Here is a 22,719-nt window from a genome sequence, read left to right as displayed (position 1 = left end):
GGCCTTCGATGCGCAGGGAACGTCCTGCGAATGAAGACCGGAGACGGGCGATGGGAGACGGGAGTAGCGAAATTTCCCGACCCTGAGCGCTGTTCAAGGGCCAACGCGTCTATTGCGGTCTGCGAAAGAGACCCACATAGACGGCCTTGCCGAGTACATGTCCCTGCATCGCTTTCATCACATTGGCGCGCGTTTCGAGGGCGGCGGCTACGGGTTGTGCATTGGTGGAGGCGGTGACGTCGATTTTGACATCGAGCGCGTACACCTCGAACGTGTAGTGGTGCAGCGGTCCGTTGGCGCCGGCGCCGGGGCCGCGATACTGGAGTCCAGTGGCGCTGATCTGGCGTGACCCATCGGGTAGTTCGCCACCCGGCTTGATGCCTTCTGGCACGCCAGTCGCGGTGCCGGGGATGTTCCAGAAAATCCAATGCGGCTGCGTTTCGGTGCCCTTCGCGATGGCGACGTCGGGATCGATCATGTTGATGACGAAAGCCACCGTTCCCGCGGGGACATTGGTCCACGACAACGCCGGTGAGACTTGTTCACCCGCTTGTGTGTACCGGATGGGAATCACCCCGCCGTCGGGCCATGCGGTGGTGGTGAGCGTCAATGGTGCGGGGCGTGGTGGCGCGGCGGGTGGCGTCTGTGCCTCGGAGTTTGCGGCGAGTGTGACAAGGCTGGCGACCCACAGAAGACGGAAATGCGCGGATGTCATGATCAGTCCTTTTTGCCGACACCAATCAGGTGCATGAGTTCGCGCACCTTGCCGGCCAGTTCGAGGGTGAAGTAGATGCCGGCGGCGATCGCCACCAGGACGCCCCAATAGCCGGCGACATAGTTGCCGAAGCGGAGCAGCAGGTTGAAGGCAAACGACAGGACAATGCTGACCACGAGAAAGCCCAGCAGGCCCACCACCACGCCACCGGGAAGAGTCTCGTCTTTCTCCGCGCGTGAACGAAGCAGCAGAAAGGCTACGACGAAGGAGAAGAGAAAGATGGCGCGCGCGGTCCAGCCCTGATTGAAGAGCGTCCGCCCGGTCTGAATGATGGGGAGGACCGCCATGCGGGCGACGTACACGGGACCGACCTTTGCCCACGACGAGATGGGAGTCCCCGCGGAGCTCGACTCACCGGGCGGTGCGAGGTAGCACCAGGTGTTGTGGCCGCAGGTTCCGAGGTGCCCACCCCAGGTCTTCACCACGAAGTAGGGATCGCGGATGACCATCTGCTGGCCGATGGCGCGCGCCGATCGCGTCTGCATGGCCTTATCCAGTTCATCGACCTTTTCTTTCACGTCGAGCGCGCCCATGCCGAGGCCGACGACGACCATCATGGCCTTAACAGGCGACGAGACCAGCGGGAGCGAAGACATGGGCTGTAAGTAGGCAGTCGGAACCGGGAAGTCGGAAGTACTCAGTACTCAGTACTCAGTACTCAGTACTCAGTACTCAGTACTCAGTACTCAGTACCAAGTACTCACTTGACAACGTTAGGTCATTCACGCAACTTACGTCCATGACTACATCCGCCATCCGAAGTGGGTCGCTTGCCCGCCGGGAGCGTCAGAAGGCTGAAACGCGCCAGGCCATTCTGGACGCGGCGCGGGAGCTGTTCGTGAGCGAGGGGGTGGAGGCCACGACCATGCGGGCCATCGCGGAGAAAATCGGCTATACGCCGACGGCCATTTATCACCACTTCCGGGACAAGGACACCCTCCTGGTTGAGCTGTGCATGGTCGACTTCAAGGCGCTCGGTCAGTCATTGTACAAGATTGGCCGCATCGAGGATCCGATTGAGAGATTGCGCCGGATGGGGATGTCGTACGCCGACTTTGCCATCGCCAATCCAAGCCAGTATCGCTTCATGTTCATGACATCAATGCAACACTCGATGGTCGATTGCGATGGGAATCCGATTTCTCCGCCGGATGAGGATGCCTATGCGTTTCTGCTGCAAACGGTCACGGAAGGCATTCAGGCGGGGCTCTACCGCCCGGAACTGTCCGACCCGAACGAGTTGGCCCAAATGACCTGGGGGGCTATCCATGGCGTGGTCTCGCTGTGGATGAACCACGCCGACGACCCGCATATCCAGTGGGCCCCGCCCCGCGAAACCATCCGGTCGCTGGTGGACGTCATGATTCGTGGAGCACTTCGAAACCCGTCGGACTGATCGCCCGTTGTGAACGCATAACCTCACGGCAACCACCAGGGCGCTTCGGCGCCCTTCTCTAGGCCGCTTTACCTAACATTGTTACGTATAAGACTCATGTTTGCACAACGATCTGCGTTACGAATACTCGCCATCACCATCGCGCTGTTCGCGGCCTCGCTGGTGTTGGCACCCGCGGTGCAATCACAGCCATCGCCCGCGCCAGCTCGGACGATCCTCGATGCCTACGTGGCCGAAGCCATCGGGGCCAACCTCGCGTTGGCCCAGCAGCAGGCCCAGTTGGCCCGCGCCAATGCGCAGGTGCGCGAGGCCCGCGGCCGCTTCCTGCCGTCGCTGGATGTGAACGCCCGCTATTCCGAAGTGAGCGGCGTGGTGAACATCGGCGACTTCATCAATCCGGCCTACAACGCCCTCAACCAGCTTATCGGCCAGCCGCGCTTCCCCACCAACATCAACGCCACGCTCCCCTTCAAGCAGGAATCGAAGCTCGAGCTCACGTTGCCGATCTTTAACGACGCCATTGGCGCGGCGACTGCGGCGGCCCGCGCCCAGCGCGATCTGGTGGGCGCGGGACGGCACGCCGCCATGCGTCAATTGGCCGCCGATGTGCAGCTGGCCTGGCTGGGGTACGCCAGTCTCGATCAGGCGGTCGCCACCCTGGAAGCCACCCTGCCGCTGCTGGACGAGAACGTGCGCGTAAGCACTCGGCTCATTGACGCGGGGCAGGCCACTCCCGACGCGTTGCTGCGCGCGCGCGCGGAACGCAGCGAAGTGCAGCAGCAACTGGACGACACGCGCCGCCAGCGTGCGGCGGCGCAACGCGGATTCAACCTGCTGCGGGATCGCGAGCCCGATGCGCCGATCACGTTGGCCAGCGACAGCTCGCTGCTGCGCGTCGATTCGCTGACGCTGAGCGCGGCCGTGGCCCATGCGATGGCACATCGGGAAGAGTTGCGGCAGGCCACCACCGGCATTCAGTTGGCCAACGCGCAGCGTCGGTTGGCCACCTCCAGCTATCTGCCGTCGCTGGCGCTGTCGGCCAGCTACGGCATTCAGGGCAATCAGTACCGCGTCAGCAAGAACGACGATGTAGCGCTGGCCAATCTGGTGTTCTCCTGGAATGTGTTCAGCGGCGGTCGCAACGGCGCGCGTCGCGAACAGGCCACGGCGCTGCGCAACGAAGCCGACCTGCGCCGACGCGACGCCGAACGCGCGGTGCGCCTGCAAGTGGAGAACGCCTACGACGGCGTGCAGGCGGCACGCGGTTCGCTCACCACCGCCGCTGATCGCTTGGTCTCTGCCCAACGCGCCTTCACTCTGGTGCAGCGACGCTTCGCCGAGGGCCTCGCCTCGCCACTCGAATTCCTCGGCGCACGCTCGGCGTATACGTCGGCCGCCATCAACCAGATCATCACCCGGTTCACTTTCGCCACGCGTGTCGTCGAGCTTGAACGAGCCGCCGCGCTGCGCACGCTTCCCGAGTAATCCATGACGACCAACAACACCTTGATTGTACTTGCCGCACTCGCGCTCTCGGCCTGTCGCGGTGACGCCGACGCCAAATCCGCGACCGATGCGCTCGCGGTACCCGTGGCAGTCGCCACCGTCACGTCGGGGAGCGCGACGCAGCCGGTGGTGGCTACCGGCACCTTCGGGTCACGCGACGAAATTCCGTTGTCGTTCAAGATTGGCGGCGTGATTGCCCGCGTCCTGGCGGATGAAGGCACGCCGGTTCGCAAAGGACAACTGCTAGCGTCGCTCGATCTGCGGGAGATCGACGCCCTGGTCGACAAGGCGCGCGTGGGCATGGACAAAGCCGAGCGTGATGCGGCCCGGGTGAAGCGTCTGGCCGCCGACAGCGTGGCCACGCAGGTGCAAGCGCAGGATGCACTGTCCGCATTCGACGCGGCGCGCGCCGATTACGCCACGGCGCGCGTGAATCGCGAGTACGCCACCATCGTGGCACCAGAGAATGGCACCGTGCTCACGCGGCAGGCCACCGCCGGCACCACCATAGGTGCGGGCATGCCGGTACTGACGATGGGTGGCTCGGCCCGCGGTCGCGTGCTGCGGGTGAGCGTACCCGATCGCGACGCGCTGCGCGTACACGTGGGAGACGTGGCGGTTGTACACTTTGACGCCATGCCCAACACCGTGTATCGCGGCGCCGTCTCACTGGTGGGGCAAAGCGCTAACGTGCGCACCGGGACCTATGTCGTGGAGATTGCGCTGCGTGACGCCGACGCGTTGCGGGCGGGACTGGTGGGGCGCGCAGCGATTGCCGTGCGGTCCACAAGCGCCGCGACGCTGGTACCGGTGGATGCGTTACTCGAAGCCGATGCGGACTCGGCGACGGTGTATACCGTGGGCGCCAGCGAGCCACTGATCGCCGAACCGCACAAGGTGCGCATCACCCAACTGGTTGGTGACAACGCGGCCGTGACCGGGTTGGAGAACGGGGCCCGCGTGATCACGCGCGGCGCGCCGTACGTGACGGCGGGCGCGCGGGTGCGCATTGCGTCCCTGCCCGGCAGCGACAAGTCGACACCATCAGGCAGCAAGCCATGAACATGCTGAACGGGCTGGTCACCTTTGCGGTGAAACGTTGGCAGTTCACCGTGTTGCTGTTTCTGATGTTCACGGCGCTCGGGGTGTCCAACTGGATGTCCATCCCGCGCGCGGAAGACCCGGCGTTCCCGGTGCCGATCTTCACCGCAGTGGCCGTGTATCCCGGCGCGTCACCGGAGGACATGGAGCAACTGGTCACCGAGCCACTCGAAAAACGGTTGAACGCGCTGACTGACGTGAAAGAGATCAAGTCCACCAGCGCCGATGGACTGAGTATCGTGAATGTGGAGTTCGAGTCAGACGTGGATGCCGACCGCAAGTACGATCAGGTGTTGCGCGAGGTGAACAGTGTGCGCCCCGACCTGCCGGCGTCGTTGCAGCGGCTGGACGTCATCCGCAACGAGAACTCCGACCTGGCTGTGCTGCAACTGGCGCTGGTGGCCCCCGCGATGCCGTTCGCCCAACTGGACGACCTGGCCAAACGGTTCGAGGACGGCTTGGCGCGCATCGATGGTGTGAAGACGGTGAAGCGCGTAGCCGTGCCGCCGCGCGAAATGCAGGTCACGCTGGATCTGGGGCGAATGGCCACGCTGGGCCCCACGACGGCGCAGATACTGAATGCGCTGGGGAGCGACAATCTGCAGATTCCCGGTGGGTCGGTCGATGTCGGCACACGGCGCTACAATATTGCAACGCCGGGACGCTACCGGAGTGCGGATGACGTGCAACGCACCGTCATTGGCGGTGCGGCCGGCGCTGTGATCCGCATCGAGGACGTGGCCACCGTGCGATGGGCCGATGGCGAGGCCGTGCACATTGGACGATACAACGGGCAGCGCGCGATGTTCGTCACCGTGGCGGTGCAGGGCGGACGCAACGTGGTGGCGGTGCGCGACGCCGTGTGGCGGGAGCTGGATGTGTTGGAGCGCCAGTTGCCCAAGGGCGTGACGCTGGCGCGCGGCTTTGACCAGACGCGCAACGTGGAGGCCAGGCTGGGGCAGTTGGCCAAGGACTTCGGGATCGCGCTGGCGTTGGTATTGATCACATTGCTGCCCTTGGGCACGCGTGCATCGCTGATCGTGATGATCTCCATTCCGCTGTCGCTGTCATTGGCCATCGTGATGCTGAACGCCACCGGCTACAGTCTCAATCAGCTCACCATCGTGGGTTTCGTGATTGCGCTGGGGCTGCTGGTGGATGACTCCATTGTAGTGGTGGAGAACATCAGTCGCTTCCTGCGCAGCGGTATGTCACGCGCCGAGGCGGCCATTGAGGGTACGAAGCAGATTGGCGTGGCTGTGCTGGGTGCCACGGCGACGCTCATCTTTGCCTTTGTGCCGCTGTTGTTCCTGCCGGGGCTGTCGGGCAAGTACATCCGCTCGCTGCCGATTGCCGTGGTGTATGCCGTGCTGGCCTCGCTGCTGGTGTCGCTCACCATTATCCCATGGCTGGCCAGCCGGATGATGCCACGACACGAGACGGCAGAAGGGAATCGCGTGCTGCAGTGGTTGGACGGCGGCATTCGTCGCACGTACGCGCCGTTGTTGCATCGGGCATTGGCCGCACCACGCCGTACGCTGTTGTTGTCGGCGCTGCTGGTGGTTGGTTCAATGGCGCTGATCCCGGCGGTGGGGTTCTCGCTGTTTCCCAAGGCGGGGACGCCACAGTACCACGTGGACATCGAAACGCCCAATGGCACCTCGCTGGCCGAAACCGATCGGGCGGCGCGCTACGCGGAGCAGGTGATTGGTTCGCATCCCAGCACCAAGAGCATCTTCGCCAACGTGGGGAAGGACAATCCCGCCATGTACTACAACGTGTTTCAGCGCTCGGAGGCGTCGAATCGCGCACAGCTGCTGGTGCTCATCAAGGCGTATGACAATGTGAAAACACCGCGCATGCTCGATTCGCTTCGCCTGCGGTTGGCCGAGTATCCGGGGGCGCGCATTGAGCTGAAGGAATTCGAGAACGGTCCGCCCATTGACGCCCCCATCGCGATGCGGGTGGAGGGGACTGATCTGGATACGCTGCAAGCGCTGGCTGCGCAGTACGAACGCGTACTGGCCACCACGGACGGTACGCAGTATGTGAACAACCCGGTGCGACTCAACCGTTCGGACCTTCGGTTGTTCGTCGACAAGCAGAAAGCCGGCCTGCTGGGCGTGCCCAGTGCCGAAGTGGAGCGTACCCTGCGGCTGGGCATTGCCGGACTGGAGGCCGGAAAGATCCGTTCCGAGAGTGGCGAGGAGTATGCGTTGGTGGTGCGCATCGCGCACAACGGCCGACCCGCGCCCGAGGCGTTGGAGCGCATTCAGGTAAGCAGCGTGTCGGGCGCGATGGTGCCGTTGTCGCAGATTTCACGCACGGCGTTCAATGCTTCACCCACGGTGATCAATCACCATGATCGGCAACGCGCCGTGACGGTCACGTCGTACGTGAAATCGGGGTACAACACCGATGCGGTCACCAAGACCGTGTTGTCCCGACTCGATTCCATCGCCCTGCCAGCCGGCTACGCGTTGCGTCCGGCCGGTGAGATCGAGAGTCGCCAGGAGAGCTTTGGCGGCGTGGGCGGTGCCATCATTGTGACGGTGTTCGCCATTCTGGCGATTCTCGTGCTGGAGTTCCGCGACTTCCGCACCACGCTGGTGGTGGCCAGCGTGATTCCGCTGGGTATTGTCGGTGGCATCGTCGCGCTGCTGATCAGTGGCTACACGCTGTCCTTCACGGCGATGATCGGTTTTGTGGCGTTGGTGGGCATTGAAATCAAGACCAGCATTCTACTGGTGGACTTCACCGATCAGTTGCGACGGAAAGGGATGAATCTGGACGATGCGATTCAAAAGGCCGGTGAAATCCGGTTTCTGCCCATCGTGCTGACGACACTGACGGCCATTGGCGGGTTGCTGCCGCTGGCGTTGCAGGGTTCGGGGCTGTACTCGCCGTTGGCGTGGGTGATCATTGGCGGATTGGTGTCGAGTACGTTGATCGCGCGGCTGGTGACGCCGGTGTTGTACAAGATGCTGGCGCCGACGCTGTAGCGTCGCGGGGAAGACGGGAGACGGGAGACGGGAGACGGGAGACGTCCCAGTCGGCCAAGTGGCTGACCGAGCGTCTTCCGTCTCCCGTCTCCAGTCTCCCGTCTGTACACCTCAACACTGCCCCATCGCCATTCGTATTATGATGTTGCGACTGAAACAATCCCCTCCTGCCCTGACTCCCATGCGAATATCCCGGGCTTTCTCGCTCGCCGCTGGCTTGGCCGCGCTCGCCGCCAGTACGCTTGCGGCGCAGCCGGCCGCTCCTGCCAAGGCTTCTCTCGATCCGGCCACGGTTGCCGGCATGCGATGGCGCAACATCGGCCCCGCCAACATGATGGGCCGCATTGTCGACATCGAAGGCATTCCGTCGCCGTCAAAGACGTTCTATGTGTCGAGTGCCGGTGGCGGTCTGTTCAAGACCACCAACAACGGCGTCACGTTCAAGCCGGTGATGGATACGGCGCGCGTGTCGTCGGGCGGCGACCTGGCCATTTCTCCATCGGACACGAACGTCGTGTATTGGGGCACCGGCGAGCCGAATTCGCGCAACTCCATCTCCCCTGGTGGCGGGGTCTACAAAAGCACCGATGGCGGACGAAGCTGGGCGTTCATGGGACTGGCCGAAACGCGGGCGATTGCGCGCATTGTGGTGCATCCCACCGATCCCAACACCGTGTGGCTTGCGGCGCTGGGTCATGCGTGGGGTCCCAACAAGGAACGCGGCCTGTACAAGACCACTGACGGTGGCAAGACGTGGGTGATCAAGAAGTTCATCGACGACAAGACCGGCTTCGTGGATGTGCAACTCGATCCGCGCAATCCGAATGTGCTGTGGGCCGCGAGCTATCAGCGCGTACGCGGACCGTATTTCCTGAATTCCGGTGGCCCGGGCTCCGCGCTGTGGAAAAGCACCGATGGTGGCGAGACGTGGGCGGAGGTGAAGGGCGGTGGTTTCCCCGCCACCATGAAGGGGCGCATCGGCATCGCCATTGCGCAGTCGAATCCCGACATCATGTACACGCTGGTGGAAGCGGATACGGCGCCGAATGCCGCAAAGGATGCGAAGGCCAAGGCGCAGACCCGTCCCAGCGGACTGTACCGCTCGGAGGATGGCGGCAAGACGTGGGCATTCATGAATCCTGAGAATACGCGCCCGTTCTATTACAACCAGGTGCGCGTCGATCCGAAGGATCCGAACCGCGTGTATTGGTCGTCCACGCCAGTCAAGTATTCCAGCGACGGCGGCAAGACGGCGGGCAACACCACCGAAGGCATTCACGTGGATCATCACGCCATGTGGATCGATCCCAACGATCCGCAACGCATCATCACTGGCAATGACGGTGGCATTGGCGTGTCCAACGATCGCGGCGGCAACTGGTTGTTCCCCAACTCCATCGCGCTCGGACAGTTCTACAACATCTCGGCCGACATGGCCGTGCCGTATCGGGTGTGCGGTGGCTTGCAGGACAACGGCTCGTGGTGCGGACCCAGCCGCCGCAAGCAGGGGCCCATCACCAACGCCATGTGGCACAACACCGGTGGCGGCGATGGGTTTGTGTCGCAGCAGGATCAAACCAATCCTGACATCATCTACACCGAGTCGCAGGGTGGCAGCATGGGCCGCCTGAACTTTGCCACCGGTGAGCGCACAGGGCTGCGCAAGCCTACGTGGCGCGATGGTGGTTACCTGCAGTGGAACGATTCCATTCTCGCCGCGTGGCCGGACACCACCAAGCCCGCCACGGCCGCACAGAAGAAACAAATGGCGGCGTTTCGCGCGCGTCAGCGCGCCGATTCGGTGGCGTATGCGTTGCGTTGGAATTGGAATACACCGTTCATCATCTCCAAGCACAATGCGGCAACGCTGTACTTTGGCGCGAATCGTGTGCTCAAGAGCGTGAAGTACGGTGACGACATGTTCCCCATCTCGCCCGAACTGTCGTATGCCGACTCGGCCAAGCTGTATGTGGCGCTCAAGACCACTGGCGGTATCACGCCCGACGTGACCGGCGCGGAAACGTTTGGGACGGTGGTGTCGCTCAACGAATCGCCGATGCGTCCGGGACTGTTGTACGCCGGTACCGATGACGGTCGCGTATGGATCACGAAGAACGATGGGGCCAACTGGGATGAAGTCACGGCCAAGTTCACGGGGGTGCCGGCGGGCTCGTATGTGTCTCGCATCGAGCCATCGCACTTTGACAGCGCCACCTTCTATGTCACGTTCGACAACCATCGTCGGGACGACTTCAACCCGTATGTGTTTGTCACCACCAACTTCGGGCAGTCGTTCACGTCGATCGTGAACAACCTGCCCACGGGCCAGACGGACTTCGTGCACGTGATTCGCGAGGATACGAAGAATCGCGACCTGCTGTTCGTGGGCACGGACATCGGGGCCTATGTCTCCATCGATCGCGGGCAGTCGTGGCAGCGATTCATGAGTGGATTGCCCACCACGCCGGTGCACGATCTGCTCATTCATCCGCGCGATGGTGAACTCATTGCCGGCACGCACGGGCGGTCCATCTGGATTGCCGACATCACGCCGCTGCAGCAACTCACACCCACCACGCTGGCGGCCAAGGCGATGCTGTTTGCCCCACGCACGGCGTTCCAGTGGGGCGAGTCCACCATCAATGGCGGCAACGTGGGTCAGGGCACGTTCCAGGCGCCCAGTCCGCAGTACGGGGCGTCGCTGTGGTATCGACTCACGGAAGCGGCGGGCGGACAGGCGCGCATCATCATTCAGAATGCGGCGGGCGACACGCTGCGCACGCTCACGGGTCCCGGCCAGCCGGGGTTGCACAACGTGGTGTGGGATTTCCGTGGCGCGGTGCGTTCGACGGCGGCGGTGATTGCGTTGTCACCCTCGCAGCTGCGCGACAGCATCAAGACCGCACAGCGCATCACGCGCGTACTCGACTCGCTCGAGAAGGCCGGCGCCGTTCCTGCGCCGATGATGGCAATGATTCGCACGTCGGCCCAAACCGGTGAACCGCCGGCCGCGATGCAGGCGATGCTGGGCGGAATCGGCGGCGGTGGCGGTCGCGGCGGTGCCGGCGGCGGTTTTCAGGAACGTCCGGGTGAGACGTTTGCGACGCCGAGTTTTCCAGTGGCTGGCGGTGGACGCGGCGGCGCCGCTGGGGCTGCTGGTGCGCCGGGTGGCGGTCGCGGTGGGCCGCCGGGTGCCGGTGCAGATCCCGCTGCCGGTGGCGTGGCCGGCCTGATGGCGGCGTTTGGACCGTTGCGCGACGCGCTGGGCGATGACATGGCGGCGCTTGGTTTGGGCTTCGGTGGTGGTGGTGGTCGTCGCGGCGGTGGCGGTGGGAATGTCATGATGGGCACGGGGGACTACCGCATCACCATCGTTGCCGGCGGCACCACGATGTCGCGCGTGCTGCGGGTGGAGCGCGTGAGTGGTGGTGACGGCGGCGGCGGATTCGGCTTCGGGATTGATGAAGACGACCGGCCGCTGCCGGGAGCGCGGAAGTAGCGCAAACACCGAGGGCCGTCCGAAAGGGCGGCCCTCGACGTTTCACACCGCGCGACGCGCTATCCGGCCGTTCGCGAGGTGAGCATCTCGGCCAGCGCCGTAAAGCCCCGCGCCTTGGCGAGCTTCGCCGGCGTGGTTCCGTCATCCATGCTCGCCTGCGGGTCGGCACCGCGCGAAACCAGCAGTTCGCACAGGGCCTGATCGCCGCGCGACGCCGCCAGATGCAGCGGCTGAATGCCGTTCTCACCGCGCGCTTCGACATCGGCTCCGGCAAAGATCAGTCGACGCACCAATGTGGGATTGGTTGCGCCAGCGAGCGCGGCGTGCAGCGGCGTGTTGCGAATGGCGTTTGTGGACAGGGCATCCAGCGGTGCCCCATTGTCGATGAGAAACGCGGCGCAGTGGTCGCGTCCGAAGAATCCGGTCAGGTGCAACGGCGTCCAGCCATCGCTGCTGCGACGCGAAATCAGATCGGCATCGCGATCGAGCGCTTCGTTGAGCGCCGGCAAGTCGCCAAGCGCGGCCGCTTCGCACGCGTCGTACGGGCGATTGCCGCGCAACAGCGGAGCCATCTCGGTGGCATTCACATAGCAGGCAAACAGCACCAGCGTTTCGCCGCCAACGCCGCCCTGATCACGGAGTGTGGGATCCGCATCGAGCAGTGCAGCAACCGCCGTTGCATCGTGCGCCCGAATGGCATCCAGGAGGGCATCACTCGCGCGCGGCAGCATCAGCGATCTCCCCGTGGCGGTTGACACGGGGCGTCGACGTCGGCCAAGGCATCACCGAGTTGTCTGGGGAGATCTGGGGCGTGGGCGTCTGACATCCCTGACAAGTTGTCCTAAGGCGTCCCCGTTGGCTATCCGTGACCCCATCGGGGCTCCGGCCTGCACGACGGTTTGAAGGGGAAAATTCCGTCGCGGTTGGGTCACAGCGCGGCGGGATGGTCGGCGGCGGTGGACGAGCGCAGTAGTTTCACCATCATGACCATGCCTGTGCTCCATCACCGTCTGATCGGTCGGCTCTCGCCCCTGCTGCTGGCCGTCGCCTGTCACGCGTCGCCGCAAGTTCTGTCCACCGAGCGCCCCGCGTCGCCCATCATCATCGCCCACCGTGGTGCCAGCGGACACCGGCCCGAGCACACGCTGCAGGGGTATGCACTGGCCATCGATATGGGCGCCGATTTCATCGAGCCCGACCTGGTATCGACCAAGGACGGCGTGCTGGTGGCCCGCCACGAGAACGAGATTGGTGGCACGACCGATGTCGGCGAACGGTTCCCGGAGCGGCGCACCAGGAAGGTGGTGGATGGCGACACGGTCAGCGGCTGGTTCACGGAGGACTTCACGCTGGCCGAGTTGCGGACGCTGCGCGCGCGCGAGCGGCTGACGTTTCGTTCGCACGCGTACGATGGGCAGTTTGCAATCCCCACGTTCGACGAGGTACTGCTGCTGGCCGATAGTGCTGGTCGACGGCGGGGACGGGTGGTGGGGGTCTATCCCGAGCTCAAGCATCCCACCTACTTCGCGTCGATCGGTCTGCCGTTGGCCGGGCGTCTGCTGGCCGCCTTGAAATCGCGCGGTCTCGATACGCGCGAGGCACCGGTGTTCATTCAATGCTTCGAGGCCGGACCGTTGAAAGCGCTGCGGTCGCAAACACGCGTGCGATTGGTGATGCTGATGTCCGACCCCGTTTTGGCGAGCCCGGCGGGACTGCGTGAGATCGCCAGGTATGCGGACGCGATTGGCGTGAACAGCCGGATGATTATCGGTGCGAGTGTGGACGCCGTGCCTACGACGCTGATTGCCGATGCCCATGCGGTCGGGCTGGCTGTGCACGTGTGGACGCTGCGTTCGGAGCCGACGTTCCTGGCTGCGCGCTATCGCGGCGATCCGCTGGCCGAGGTGCGGGAGTTTGCGCGTCTTGGAGTGGACGGGATATTCGGCGACTTTCCGGATGTGCTGGTGAAGGGGCTGGGTCGCTGACCCTGCCTCAGTCCATGGCGAATTCGCGCTGGAACGCCACCGCGAATGAAAACGTCTTGGCGCGACTGCGGGTCTCCATCATGTCGGCCACGCGTTCAAGGCGCGCCGGCACGGCCATGATCTTCTCCTGCGCCTTTCGTCCCATCTCGTTGAGCCCGTCCACGGCGTCGATGGCCCAGTATTTGATCTGCTCCTCGACAATCTTGAGATAGTCGCGCGGTCCGTAGATGCCGGCGCGGCGGATCACGTCGGCCATCTCGCGGAAATGCGGCATGTTCACGCCCGGCATCTCGATGGACGGCATGATGGCTGCCGCCGACAGCATGGCGCCGTTGGGATCGCGCTTGAGCACCTTCTCGAAGATGGCGCGATAGAACACGTAGTGGCGCGCCTCTTCCTTGGCCACATTGGACAGTACCGTGCCGATGAGCGGCTCGTATTCGCTGGCCAACTTGCCGGTGTTGGCGTGACTGACCTGCGTGGCGCGCTCCTGCAGCGTGGTGTACACGAACACGCGGTAGGGATCCTTGTCCCACTCAGGTTCGAAGCCGGCGCGCAGATACTCGAACTGCATCTTCTCAAGCACCGGGTTGTTCAGAATCTGACTGTCCCGGGTGTAGTCATGCAGAATGGCGCCGTGTCGATCCTCCTCGGCGGTCCACAGGTTGGTCCAGCGCGCCCAAAACGAATCGCTGCCCAGGTACACGGCCAGCAAGCGATGAAAGTGCGGGAGTCCTTCCTCGGTGAGCAGGTTGAGCGCCAGCGCGACCCGGCCCGGCATGCTGATGCCGCGGGCGCGGTCGCGCAGCCCCTTCACGTGAGCATCCGGGTCGGTGTCCGGCGGCGGGGCCAGCAGCTCGCTGGGAAACCAGAGAATGCGCTTGGCTTCATGCGCCACCATGAGCTCGTCGACATCGGCCTCGAGGTCGGCGAGGACTTCCATCTTCGCGATGGTTTCCGCGCTGGGTATGTGCATACTGAGAAGCAAATAGCGGGTGAAGGGCCGCACAAGACGGCGGCAAACCCGGCGTCGGCGATGTACTTTCCGGAATGGCCTCTCCCACTCCCAAGAAACCCAAGTACGACACCAAGCGCGCCTGGGCCGAAGCCCGCGCCCTGATTTATGCGCATCGCCAGTCTGTCGGCATCGGGCTGACGCTCATGGTGTTCAGCCGTGCGGCCGGTTTTGTGTTGCCGTTGTCCACGAAGTTTGTTCTGGACACCGTGTTGCCGAACCGCGACATCCGCATGCTTGGGCTGATCGCGCTGGCCGGCCTTGGTGCCACCATTGTCCAGTCCATCACTGGCTATGCGCTCTCGCAAGTCGTGAGCGTTGCGGCGCAGCAGGCCATTGCCCGGCTTCGTGAGGAGGTGCAAGGGCATCTCATCCGTTTGCCGGTGCGCTTTTTCGACAGTACGAAGAGTGGCGTGCTCGTGTCGCGCGTGATGAACGACCCGGAAGGCATCCGCAACCTGATCGGCACGGGCCTCATTCAGCTCACTGGTGGCGTCCTGAGCGCCATCGCGGCGCTGGGTGTTCTCCTCTACCTGAATTGGAAGCTGACGCTCGTCACGCTGGTCTTCCTCGGGTTCTTCGGGGCGGGCATGAGCATCGCATTCAAGCGGCTGCGTCCGATTTTCCGCGAGCGCAGTATCATCACTGCGGAAGTGACGGGCCGGCTCACCGAAACCATCGGCGGCATCCGCCTGATCAAGGTGTACACGGCCGAGGAGCGGGAGAAGGCGGTGTTCGGCGTGGGCGTCCAGAAGCTGTTCAAGAATATCGCGGCGACGATCACGGGCACGTCACTCACCGGCACGCTGGGGTTGGCCGTCGTGGGCGTCATTGGCCTCATTGCGATGTATGTCGGCGGACGTGATGTGATCGAGGGCCGCATGACAGTGGGCAGTCTCATCACGTTCGTGTTCTTCATTGCGATGGTGACCATGCCACTGGTGCAGATTGCCAGCATCGGCACGCAGATTACCGAGGCGTTTGCCGGGCTGGATCGCATTCGCGAGCTGCGCGACATGGCCACGGAAGATCAGGAAGACACCAGCAAGAACGCCGTGCCCGCCGTGGTGGGTCGCGTGGAGTTCGACAACGTCTGGTTTGAGTACGAAAAGGATGTCCCGGTGCTCAAGGGCGTGACGTTCACGGCACCCGCCGGCACCACCACCGCGTTGGTGGGCTCCAGCGGTTCGGGCAAGAGTACGCTGATCTCGCTGATCATGGCGTTTGCGCAGCCGCAACAAAGCAAGATTCTGATTGACGGCGAGCCGTTGTCGGAGCTCAAGCTCCGCGAGTATCGCCGCCACCTGGGTGTGGTGATGCAGGACAATTTCCTGTTCGACGGCACGGTGCGCGAAAACATCGCCTTCACCAAGCCGGGCGCGACGGATGAAGAAGTGCAGGCGGTGGCAAAGATTGCCAATGCGCACGAGTTCATCTCGGGCTTCCCGCAGCAGTACGACACCATCGTGGGCGAACGTGGCGTGAAGCTGTCGGGCGGCCAGCGTCAGCGCGTGGCCATTGCCCGCGCCATCCTGGCCGATCCGCGCGTGCTCATTCTCGACGAAGCCACCTCGTCACTGGACAGCGAAAGCGAACAGGCCATTCAGGAAGGCCTGCGTCGCTTGCGTTCGGGACGCACGACGTTTGTCATCGCGCACCGCTTGTCCACCATCACCAGTGCCAACCAGATCCTGGTACTCGAGGCGGGGCAGATTGTCGAGCGCGGCACACACGCCGAACTCCTGGCCCTGGGTGGCCGGTATCGCGACCTGTACAACCGGCAGTATCAGTTTGAGGTGGATCAGTTTGTGAATCCGGGCGAGGAGATAGCGGCCACAGGGTAGGAAAGACGGGAGACGGGAGAAGGAAAGACGGGAGACGTCCGGCCGGCCGGCCAGAACTGGCCGGTTGCGGTGGTCACTGCCTATTCGGTGGCAAAACAGCCACCTTTCAGGTCTACCTCATGACCTGGACCCGATTCTGAGCACTTTGCCGACGTTCACCAGCTTCGCGCTGCATCCCAACCTGCACCGCGGCCTCAAGGAGCTGGGGTTTGCCCGGCCGACCCCCATTCAGGCGGATGCCATCCCGCCCGGACTCGAGGGTCGCGACATTCTCGCGTGCGCCATGACCGGCAGCGGGAAGACCTACGCGTTTCTGCTGCCCATCCTGCACCAGTTGATGGCCAAGCCGCGCGGGGCAACGCGGGGGTTGGTCCTCACGCCCACGCGTGAGTTGGCGGCGCAAATTCACGAAAGTCTGAACGACGTGGCCATCCACACGCCGATTTCCGCAGCGGCGGTGTTTGGTGGCGTCGGGATGGGACCGCAAGAACATGCGTTCCGCAGCGGCGTCGATGTCATCGTCGCCACGCCGGGCCGATTGCTCGATCACTTCCGGCAACCGTACGCCAAGCTCGACCAGCTGGAGTTCCTGGTGCTGGATGAAGCCGATCGCATGCTGGACATGGGCTTCCTGCCGGAGATCAAGAAGATCCTGCGTCACCTGCCGAACCGGAAACGGCAGACGCTGTTCTTCAGCGCCACGATGCCGGCACCGATCGCCGCGCTGTCGCAGGAGATGCTCAACAAGCCGGTGACGCTCAACCTCCAGCGTCAATCGGCGCCGGCCAAGGGGATCACGCAGGCGGTGTATCCGGTGGCGCAGGAGCTCAAGAGCGCGCTGCTGGTGGAATTGCTCAAGCGCGGCGACATGCCGCAGGCCCTCGTGTTCACGCGCACCAAGCATCGGGCCAATCGTCTCGCGTCGCAGCTGGTGACGAACGGCATCAAGGCCGAGCGCATTCACGGCAATCGCTCGCAGTCGCAGCGCACACAGGCGTTGGCCGGATTCAAGGACGGCGCGTACCAAGTGCTGGTGGCCACAGACATCGCGGCGCGCGGCATCGATGTGGAATCACTGGGGCACGTGGTCAACTTCGACGTGCCGGTGGCGCCGGACGACTACATCCATCGCGTGGGGCGCACGGCCCGCGCCGAGCAAACGGGTGAGGCGTTCACGTTTGTGTCGCCGGAAGAAGAAGGCGAGCTGAAACAGATCGAGCGCGCCATCGGCAAGCAATTGCCGCGCATTACGGTGCCGGGCTTTGATTACTACGCCAAGCCGCAAGCCAAGCTCGAAGTGCCGATTGCCGAACGGATTGCGGAGATCCGCAAGAAGAAGGCGGACGATCGCGCACGTGCCGCAGCCAAGCTGGCGCGCCGTGGTGGATCGGCACCCGCCGGCAGCGTCCCGTTCGTCAGCGCCCAAGCCTGCCGCCCGCCCCGCGCCGAAGGCGTCGCCGTATGCGGAGTCCAAGCCGGCGGGTGCACCAAGTCGTGGCGCGTCGGGTGCCGGATCGGGTTCGTCGGCGCGCCGTGGGCCGCGTCGACCGGGTCGTGACTGAACGCGTTCCCGCCACGCCGCGCTACCCGATTCCAGCGGGTCGACATCGCACGGAGCTGGTGATTGATCGCAGTCGGTTTGTGTGCACCGTCACGCCCACGGCCACCGTCGATGAGGCACAGGCGTTCATCCGCGAAGTCCAGCGCGAATTTTCCGATGCCTCGCACAACTGCTGGGCGTATGTGATCGGCGCACCGGGCAGTAGCGATCGTATTGGACTGAGCGACGACGGCGAACCGCATGGGACCGCCGGCCGCCCGATGTTCACCGTGCTGCAACACAGCGGACTGGGGGACATCGCCGCCGTGGTGACGCGCTATTTTGGCGGCGTGAAGCTGGGCACCGGTGGTCTGGTGAAAGCGTACAGCGCGGCCGTGCAACAGGCGCTGGAATCAGTGCCGCGCGTCATGCGCGTGACGCGCGTGGACGTGATCGTGCGCGTGGGGTATCCCGCCATCAGCGCCGTGCAACAGCTCTTTCCCGCATTTGAAGTGGACGTCGTTGAAGAAGCATTCGGCGTCGACGTGATGTTTCATCTGCGGTGCCCGGAGGAACAGGCGGCGGGACTGCGTCAAGCGGTGATGGATGTCACTCGGGGGCAGGGGGAAGTGGAGACGGGAGACGGGAGACGGAAGACGGGAGACGTCCAACCGGACGCTTGAGGATCGGTCGGATCGTCCGTCTCCATTCTCCCGTCTCCCGTCTCCCGTCTTCTTCAACTCAGCCCCTCAATGGTGCCATCCGGCCGCAGCTTCATCCCTTCCGCGGCCGGCTTCTTCGACAACCCCGGCATGGTCATGATGTCGCCGCACTTGGCCACCACGAATCCGGCGCCGGCCGATCCGTAGACCTCGTTCACGGTGAGACGGAATCCCTTCGGCGTGCCGAGTCGCGTGGCATCGTCGGTGAGCGAGTATTGCGTCTTGGCGATGCACACCGGCGTGGTGCCCATGCCGATGGACTCCAGATACTCGATGGACCGCTGCGCGGCCGGTGTGACGTCCACGCCGTCGGCGCCGTACACACGCGTGGCAATGGTGTTGAGCTTGTCGCGAATGGGCAGCGCGGCGTCGTACAGCGGCTTGAAGTCGGCGGTGCCTTCGGCCAGCAGACGCAGCACCTCCTGCGCCAGCGCTTCACCACCCTCACCGCCCTTGGCCCACACATCGCACATCGTCACCGGCGTACCATGCTTGGCGGCGTAGTCCATCACCATCGCCACTTCGGCTTCCGTGTCGGTAAGCCGGCGGTTGACGGCGACCACCACGGGCACGCCGAACTGGCGGACATTGGCGATGTGATGCGCGAGATGCGGCAACCCGCGCTCCAGCGCGCCAAGGTCTTCCTGATCGAGCGCGTTCTTGGGCAGGCCACCCTGCATCTTGAGCGAGCGCACAGTGGCCACCAGGACGGCAGCCTCCGGCCGAAGTCCACCGGCGCGGCACTTGATGTCGAAGAACTTCTCGGCGCCCAGGTCGGAACCGAACCCGGCTTCAGTCACCACGATCTCACCGAGCGCCAGCGCGCTGCGTGTGGCCACCAGGCTGTTGCACCCGTGCGCGATGTTGCCAAACGGCCCGGCGTGAATGAAGGCAGGTCCGCCTTCCAGCGTCTGCACGAGATTGGGACGCAAGGCGTCCTTGAGCAGCAGGGTCATCGCGCCCGTGGCGCCAAGGTCGCGCGCGCGCACCGGTTGTTTGGTACTGCCGGCGGTGGCACCGACAATGATATTGCCCAGCCGCTGCTCCAGATCGGCGGCGCTGGAGGCGAGCGCCACAATGGCCATGACTTCGCTGGCGGGGATGATCACCCAGCGTTCTTCCCGCACGGCGCCATTGCCGGTGCCAACGCCGATAATGGCCTGACGCAGCGCGCGGTCGTTCATGTCGATGGTCCTCGGCCAGGTGATTCGCTTGGTGTCGAGTCCGAGGGCATTGCCATGGTACAGGTGATTGTCCATGAGCGCCGACAACAGCGCGTGGGCGCTGGAGATGGCGTGAAAGTCGCCCGTGAAATGGAGGTTGATGTCGTCCATTGGCAGGACCTGCGAATATCCGCCGCCGGCGGCCCCACCCTTCACGCCGAACACCGGTCCCAGACTGGGCTCGCGCATGCAGAGAATGGCGTTCTTGCCGAGGCGGCGCAGCGCCTGGGAAAGCCCCACGCTGACGGTGCTCTTGCCCTCGCCCGCAGGGGTCGGACTGATCGCAGTCACCAGCACGAGTCGTCCCTTGGCCGGCTGGGTGGCGAGAGCGAGGGGCAGCTTGGCCTTGTAGCGTCCGTACTGGTCGATGTCGTCGGGAGCCAAACCGATATCGGCGGCGACCTCCGTGATCGGACGCATCCGCGCGGCCTGCGCGATTTCGATATCGGAGGGGACTCGGGGTTGGACAGACGACGACATTGCGGGAGATTCCGAGAAGAGGACAGGAAATGCGGACGCGCCGCAGGACGGGGACAATCTCGTCTGCTTCCGGCGCTCCCGCGAGGCGCCCCGGGGGTGCAACTTGTGGCATGCGTCTTACCGTTGCTTCCGGCAGCCTGTTGGTCCTCGTGATGCTGGTGGCGTGCGGCGAGGCGTCGACACCTGGTCTCGGAGGCGACGTCGGAGTTCGGGAGGCGACGGGAATCCCCTCCACGCCACCGGACTCCGCAGTGCTGGTGACCGCGCAACGTGTTGTGCGGGCGTTTCTTGATGCGTCTCGTGAATCCACATCGGACCCGATTGCCCTCGACACGCTGACCGCGTGCGGTGAAGGTGGTCAGTCCTATTTCCCGACTACCTTGCTCGCCGGATATACGTTGCTCCCCTTTGAGACTCGAGGCGACACGATCGTGGGTCGCGCTGAAGTCGTGACCGTGGCCGAACAGGACATCGATCGACGCGCCACGAACCGGTTTGTCGCGCGTATTCGGGTGCGTCGCGATGTGCTCGAGTGGGATGTCATTGCCGATGCTGACGGGCGATGGACGGTGTGCAACGGATTGCGTTTCGGCTATCGCGGCACCGACTCGCTCACCACCTGGCGACCGGAAGGCGCCTCGTACGCCAGCGCTCGTCGGTTGGCGGACTCGATCGCGGCGGTGTCGCGATGATTGTGGCGGTGTTCGGCGCTTCGGGGCGCACGGGCCGGGCGTTCGTGCAGCTCGCTGCGGAAGCGGGACTGCTGCAACGCCTGCATTACCGCACCGCGCCGGCCGAGCCATCGCCTGATACGGCGACGGTGGTGGTGGGCGCGTTGAATGATCCGACGGCCGTTCGCGAAGTGCTGCGCGGCGCCGATGCCGCCGTGGTGTTTCTGGGACCGCACGCAAAGAACCCCAAGGTGTTCTGCGCGGCCGCCACGAAAGCGATCATTGCCGGCATGCGCACGCAGGAAGTGCCGCGCCTCATCTGCCAGACCGGTGCGATGATCGGCGCCATGCCAGGCAACGTGTCCATCGGACTCAAGCTCATGTCGTTCGGGGTGCGCCGTACCGGCCAATCCGAAATCATGGATGATCGCGACGAGCAGGAGCGTCTGGTGCGCAACAGCAAGTTGAACTGGATGCTGGTAAAACCGCCGCGTCTGACCGATGAAGCCGGCGGCGAGGTGTTGGCCGGACCGGCCGTCAAGGTGGGGTTGGGCAGCCATTGCTCTCGCACGGCACTGGCGCGGTTGTTGGTTGGAGAACTCGAGCGGCCGACGGTGGCCGCGACGCCCATGTATGTGAGAGACGTGTAACGAAGAGACGGGAGACTGAAGACTGGAGAAGTCCAGCCGACTGAGGGTCTCCCGTTTCGTCTCCCGTCTCCCGTCTTTCTTATTCGTTCCCTCAACCACTTCCGACCCATGCAGCCCACTCGCAAACTCGCCTGGACCGACGTCCCGCTCGAACAGTTATCGCCGCTGATCAGTCGGCAGCTCATCTACTCCGAGCGCATGATGCTGGCGCACGTGCATCTCAAGAAGGGCGCCATCGTGCCGGCGCATGATCATCACAACGAGCAGTTCACGTACATCCTGTCGGGCGCGCTGCGCTTCTGGATTGGCGAACACGCCGATGCGCCGGGGGACACGTTTACCGACGTGCACGCGGGCGAGGTGCTGGTGATTCCCAGTCACGTGCGTCACCGGGCCGAAGCGTTGGAAGACACGTTGGATGTGGACGTGTTCGATCCGCCGCGTCAGGATTGGCTGGACGGCAGCGACGCGTATCTGCGCGGTACGCGCTAGACGATGGACTACGGAATTCGCGGCAAGGTGGCGCTGGTGTGCGGGGCCAGCAAAGGCATCGCGTACGCCACGGCCGAGGCGTTGGCGCGCGAAGGTTGTGCGCTGGCCATCTGTTCACGCGATGCGGATGCGATTGCGGCGGCGGCGTCGCGATTGGAAGCGCTCGGTGCACCGGTGTTGTCGATGGTGGCCGATCTCTCCACCGTGGAAGGCCTCGAGGCGGTCGTGCGAGATACCACGGCGCGCTATGGACAGGTCGATATTCTCGTGGCCAACACCGGTGGTCCGCCTACCGGGCCGGCCATGGAACACGACTGGGCGGCGTGGACACGCGCCAGCGAACTGCTGTTGCGCAGCGCGGTTGAACTGACGCGGGCATTCGTACCGGGGATGCGTGCACGGAAGTGGGGACGCGTGATCAGCATTACCTCGAAGGCGGTCAAGGAACCGGTTCCGTCGTTGGTGTTGAGCAATAGTTTGCGCGCGGCGGTGACCGGATACCTGCGGACATTGGCGAACGAAGTCGCTGCCGACGGTGTCACCGTGAACACCGTCCTCCCCGGATTTACCGCGACGGAGCGATTGGAGTCACTGGCGGCCGCCACCACGCAGCGCACGGGCGCGACGCGTGATGCGGTGTATGCCGGATGGGTTGCACAGACACCGGCAGGGCGTCTTGGACGTCCCGACGAATTGGCCGCGACCATCGCATTCCTCGCGTCACACGGCGCGGGCTTCATTACCGGGCAAGCCATTCTGGTTGATGGTGGCACTGTCAATACCCTGTTGTAGCACTTTCTCCCTTTCTCACCGAGCAT

The 22,719-nt window shown here is 64.2% G+C and carries 18 protein-coding genes; 13 read left to right on the top strand and 5 right to left on the bottom strand.

Translation table 11 applies throughout. The features are described from left to right. Nucleotides 1–109: 109 nt before the first annotated feature. Both IPP90_21795 and IPP90_21790 read right to left on the bottom strand, forming a co-directional pair. Nucleotides 110–715 carry a YbhB/YbcL family Raf kinase inhibitor-like protein gene (locus IPP90_21795; protein MBL0173267.1) on the bottom strand — a complete coding sequence of 202 codons (606 nt, stop codon included), beginning with the start codon at nt 713–715 and terminating at the stop codon, nt 110–112. A 2-nt stretch (nt 716–717) separates the two neighbouring features. After that, the gene (locus tag IPP90_21790; GenBank protein ID MBL0173266.1) at nt 718–1,371 is read right to left on the bottom strand and encodes a hypothetical protein; all 654 of its coding nucleotides are present in this window, start codon (nt 1,369–1,371) and stop codon (nt 718–720) included. A 143-nt stretch (nt 1,372–1,514) separates the two neighbouring features. On the opposite strand from IPP90_21790, the gene IPP90_21785 reads away from it, so the two are divergent. The 5 genes from IPP90_21785 (at nt 1,515) to IPP90_21765 (ending at nt 11,279) form a co-directional block, all read left to right on the top strand. Beyond that, the gene (locus IPP90_21785) at nt 1,515–2,171 is read left to right on the top strand and encodes a TetR/AcrR family transcriptional regulator (protein ID MBL0173265.1); all 657 of its coding nucleotides are present in this window, start codon (nt 1,515–1,517) and stop codon (nt 2,169–2,171) included. 96 nt (nt 2,172–2,267) lie between these two features. Beyond that, nucleotides 2,268–3,656, top strand: a complete 1,389-nt coding sequence (locus tag IPP90_21780; protein MBL0173264.1) for a TolC family protein — start codon at nt 2,268–2,270, stop codon at nt 3,654–3,656. Nucleotides 3,657–3,659: 3 nt separating this feature from the next. Continuing rightward, complete coding sequence (locus IPP90_21775; GenBank protein ID MBL0173263.1) at nt 3,660–4,739, top strand: efflux RND transporter periplasmic adaptor subunit; 1,080 nt, start codon at nt 3,660–3,662, stop codon at nt 4,737–4,739. Further along, a complete protein-coding gene (locus IPP90_21770) occupies nt 4,736–7,780 on the top strand; it encodes an efflux RND transporter permease subunit (GenBank protein ID MBL0173262.1) in 3,045 nt (1,014 codons plus the stop codon). Before IPP90_21775 ends, IPP90_21770 begins: the two co-directional genes overlap by 4 nt. A gap of 181 nt (nt 7,781–7,961) precedes the next feature. Next, nucleotides 7,962–11,279, top strand: coding sequence for a hypothetical protein (locus IPP90_21765; protein ID MBL0173261.1), 3,318 nt, complete (start codon nt 7,962–7,964; stop codon nt 11,277–11,279). Nucleotides 11,280–11,338: 59 nt separating this feature from the next. Here the strand turns inward: IPP90_21765 and IPP90_21760 are convergent, their stop codons facing one another. Then, nucleotides 11,339–12,010: an ankyrin repeat domain-containing protein gene (locus IPP90_21760; GenBank protein ID MBL0173260.1), complete on the bottom strand. Its 672-nt coding sequence runs from the start codon at nt 12,008–12,010 to the stop codon at nt 11,339–11,341. Nucleotides 12,011–12,268: 258 nt separating this feature from the next. Between IPP90_21760 and IPP90_21755 the strand changes: the two genes are divergently transcribed. Further along, nucleotides 12,269–13,264 carry a glycerophosphodiester phosphodiesterase gene (locus IPP90_21755; GenBank protein ID MBL0173259.1) on the top strand — a complete coding sequence of 332 codons (996 nt, stop codon included), beginning with the start codon at nt 12,269–12,271 and terminating at the stop codon, nt 13,262–13,264. Between the two features lie 7 nt (nt 13,265–13,271). Here the strand turns inward: IPP90_21755 and IPP90_21750 are convergent, their stop codons facing one another. Continuing rightward, nucleotides 13,272–14,240, bottom strand: a complete 969-nt coding sequence (locus IPP90_21750; protein MBL0173258.1) for an acyl-ACP desaturase — start codon at nt 14,238–14,240, stop codon at nt 13,272–13,274. A gap of 74 nt (nt 14,241–14,314) precedes the next feature. Between IPP90_21750 and IPP90_21745 the strand changes: the two genes are divergently transcribed. The 3 genes from IPP90_21745 to IPP90_21735 all read left to right on the top strand — a co-directional run bounded on the left by IPP90_21745 (nt 14,315) and on the right by IPP90_21735 (nt 18,346). After that, nucleotides 14,315–16,123 (top strand): ABC transporter ATP-binding protein, encoded by a 1,809-nt coding sequence (locus IPP90_21745; protein ID MBL0173257.1) that lies wholly within the window; start codon nt 14,315–14,317, stop codon nt 16,121–16,123. Nucleotides 16,124–16,268: 145 nt separating this feature from the next. Continuing rightward, a complete protein-coding gene (locus IPP90_21740; GenBank protein MBL0173256.1) occupies nt 16,269–17,681 on the top strand; it encodes a DEAD/DEAH box helicase in 1,413 nt (470 codons plus the stop codon). Continuing rightward, nucleotides 17,585–18,346: a YigZ family protein gene (locus tag IPP90_21735; GenBank protein MBL0173255.1), complete on the top strand. Its 762-nt coding sequence runs from the start codon at nt 17,585–17,587 to the stop codon at nt 18,344–18,346. Before IPP90_21740 ends, IPP90_21735 begins: the two co-directional genes overlap by 97 nt. A 53-nt stretch (nt 18,347–18,399) precedes the next feature. Here the strand turns inward: IPP90_21735 and IPP90_21730 are convergent, their stop codons facing one another. Then, nucleotides 18,400–20,088, bottom strand: coding sequence for a formate--tetrahydrofolate ligase (locus IPP90_21730; protein ID MBL0173254.1), 1,689 nt, complete (start codon nt 20,086–20,088; stop codon nt 18,400–18,402). Nucleotides 20,089–20,198: 110 nt separating this feature from the next. On the opposite strand from IPP90_21730, the gene IPP90_21725 reads away from it, so the two are divergent. From IPP90_21725 to IPP90_21710, 4 genes are all read left to right on the top strand, one after another. Continuing rightward, nucleotides 20,199–20,780, top strand: a complete 582-nt coding sequence (locus IPP90_21725) for a hypothetical protein (protein ID MBL0173253.1) — start codon at nt 20,199–20,201, stop codon at nt 20,778–20,780. Next, the gene (locus IPP90_21720) at nt 20,777–21,409 is read left to right on the top strand and encodes an NAD(P)H-binding protein (protein ID MBL0173252.1); all 633 of its coding nucleotides are present in this window, start codon (nt 20,777–20,779) and stop codon (nt 21,407–21,409) included. The genes IPP90_21725 and IPP90_21720 overlap by 4 nt, the downstream gene beginning before the upstream one ends. 108 nt (nt 21,410–21,517) lie before the next feature. Next, nucleotides 21,518–21,901 (top strand): cupin domain-containing protein, encoded by a 384-nt coding sequence (locus IPP90_21715; GenBank protein ID MBL0173251.1) that lies wholly within the window; start codon nt 21,518–21,520, stop codon nt 21,899–21,901. 3 nt (nt 21,902–21,904) lie between these two features. Beyond that, the gene (locus IPP90_21710; protein ID MBL0173250.1) at nt 21,905–22,693 is read left to right on the top strand and encodes an SDR family oxidoreductase; all 789 of its coding nucleotides are present in this window, start codon (nt 21,905–21,907) and stop codon (nt 22,691–22,693) included. The last annotated feature ends 26 nt before the right edge of the window (nt 22,694–22,719 follow it).

The organism is Gemmatimonadaceae bacterium (genome assembly GCA_016720905.1).
Taxonomy (GTDB): Bacteria; Gemmatimonadota; Gemmatimonadetes; order Gemmatimonadales; family Gemmatimonadaceae; genus Gemmatimonas.
This window is presented reverse-complemented; position numbering and strand designations above follow the sequence as displayed.

Coding starts and splice junctions, on each gene's coding strand:
- IPP90_21735 (MBL0173255.1), top strand. CDS start 17,585: ATGCGGAGTCCAAGCCGGCGGGTGCACCAAGTCGTGGCGCGTCGGGTG.
- IPP90_21795 (MBL0173267.1), bottom strand. CDS start 715: ATGACATCCGCGCATTTCCGTCTTCTGTGGGTCGCCAGCCTTGTCACA.
- IPP90_21730 (MBL0173254.1), bottom strand. CDS start 20,088: ATGTCGTCGTCTGTCCAACCCCGAGTCCCCTCCGATATCGAAATCGCG.
- IPP90_21715 (MBL0173251.1), top strand. CDS start 21,518: ATGCAGCCCACTCGCAAACTCGCCTGGACCGACGTCCCGCTCGAACAG.
- IPP90_21720 (MBL0173252.1), top strand. CDS start 20,777: ATGATTGTGGCGGTGTTCGGCGCTTCGGGGCGCACGGGCCGGGCGTTC.
- IPP90_21775 (MBL0173263.1), top strand. CDS start 3,660: ATGACGACCAACAACACCTTGATTGTACTTGCCGCACTCGCGCTCTCG.
- IPP90_21710 (MBL0173250.1), top strand. CDS start 21,905: ATGGACTACGGAATTCGCGGCAAGGTGGCGCTGGTGTGCGGGGCCAGC.
- IPP90_21725 (MBL0173253.1), top strand. CDS start 20,199: ATGCGTCTTACCGTTGCTTCCGGCAGCCTGTTGGTCCTCGTGATGCTG.
- IPP90_21745 (MBL0173257.1), top strand. CDS start 14,315: ATGGCCTCTCCCACTCCCAAGAAACCCAAGTACGACACCAAGCGCGCC.
- IPP90_21755 (MBL0173259.1), top strand. CDS start 12,269: ATGCCTGTGCTCCATCACCGTCTGATCGGTCGGCTCTCGCCCCTGCTG.
- IPP90_21780 (MBL0173264.1), top strand. CDS start 2,268: ATGTTTGCACAACGATCTGCGTTACGAATACTCGCCATCACCATCGCG.
- IPP90_21790 (MBL0173266.1), bottom strand. CDS start 1,371: ATGTCTTCGCTCCCGCTGGTCTCGTCGCCTGTTAAGGCCATGATGGTC.
- IPP90_21765 (MBL0173261.1), top strand. CDS start 7,962: ATGCGAATATCCCGGGCTTTCTCGCTCGCCGCTGGCTTGGCCGCGCTC.
- IPP90_21770 (MBL0173262.1), top strand. CDS start 4,736: ATGAACATGCTGAACGGGCTGGTCACCTTTGCGGTGAAACGTTGGCAG.
- IPP90_21760 (MBL0173260.1), bottom strand. CDS start 12,010: ATGCTGCCGCGCGCGAGTGATGCCCTCCTGGATGCCATTCGGGCGCAC.
- IPP90_21785 (MBL0173265.1), top strand. CDS start 1,515: ATGACTACATCCGCCATCCGAAGTGGGTCGCTTGCCCGCCGGGAGCGT.
- IPP90_21750 (MBL0173258.1), bottom strand. CDS start 14,240: ATGCACATACCCAGCGCGGAAACCATCGCGAAGATGGAAGTCCTCGCC.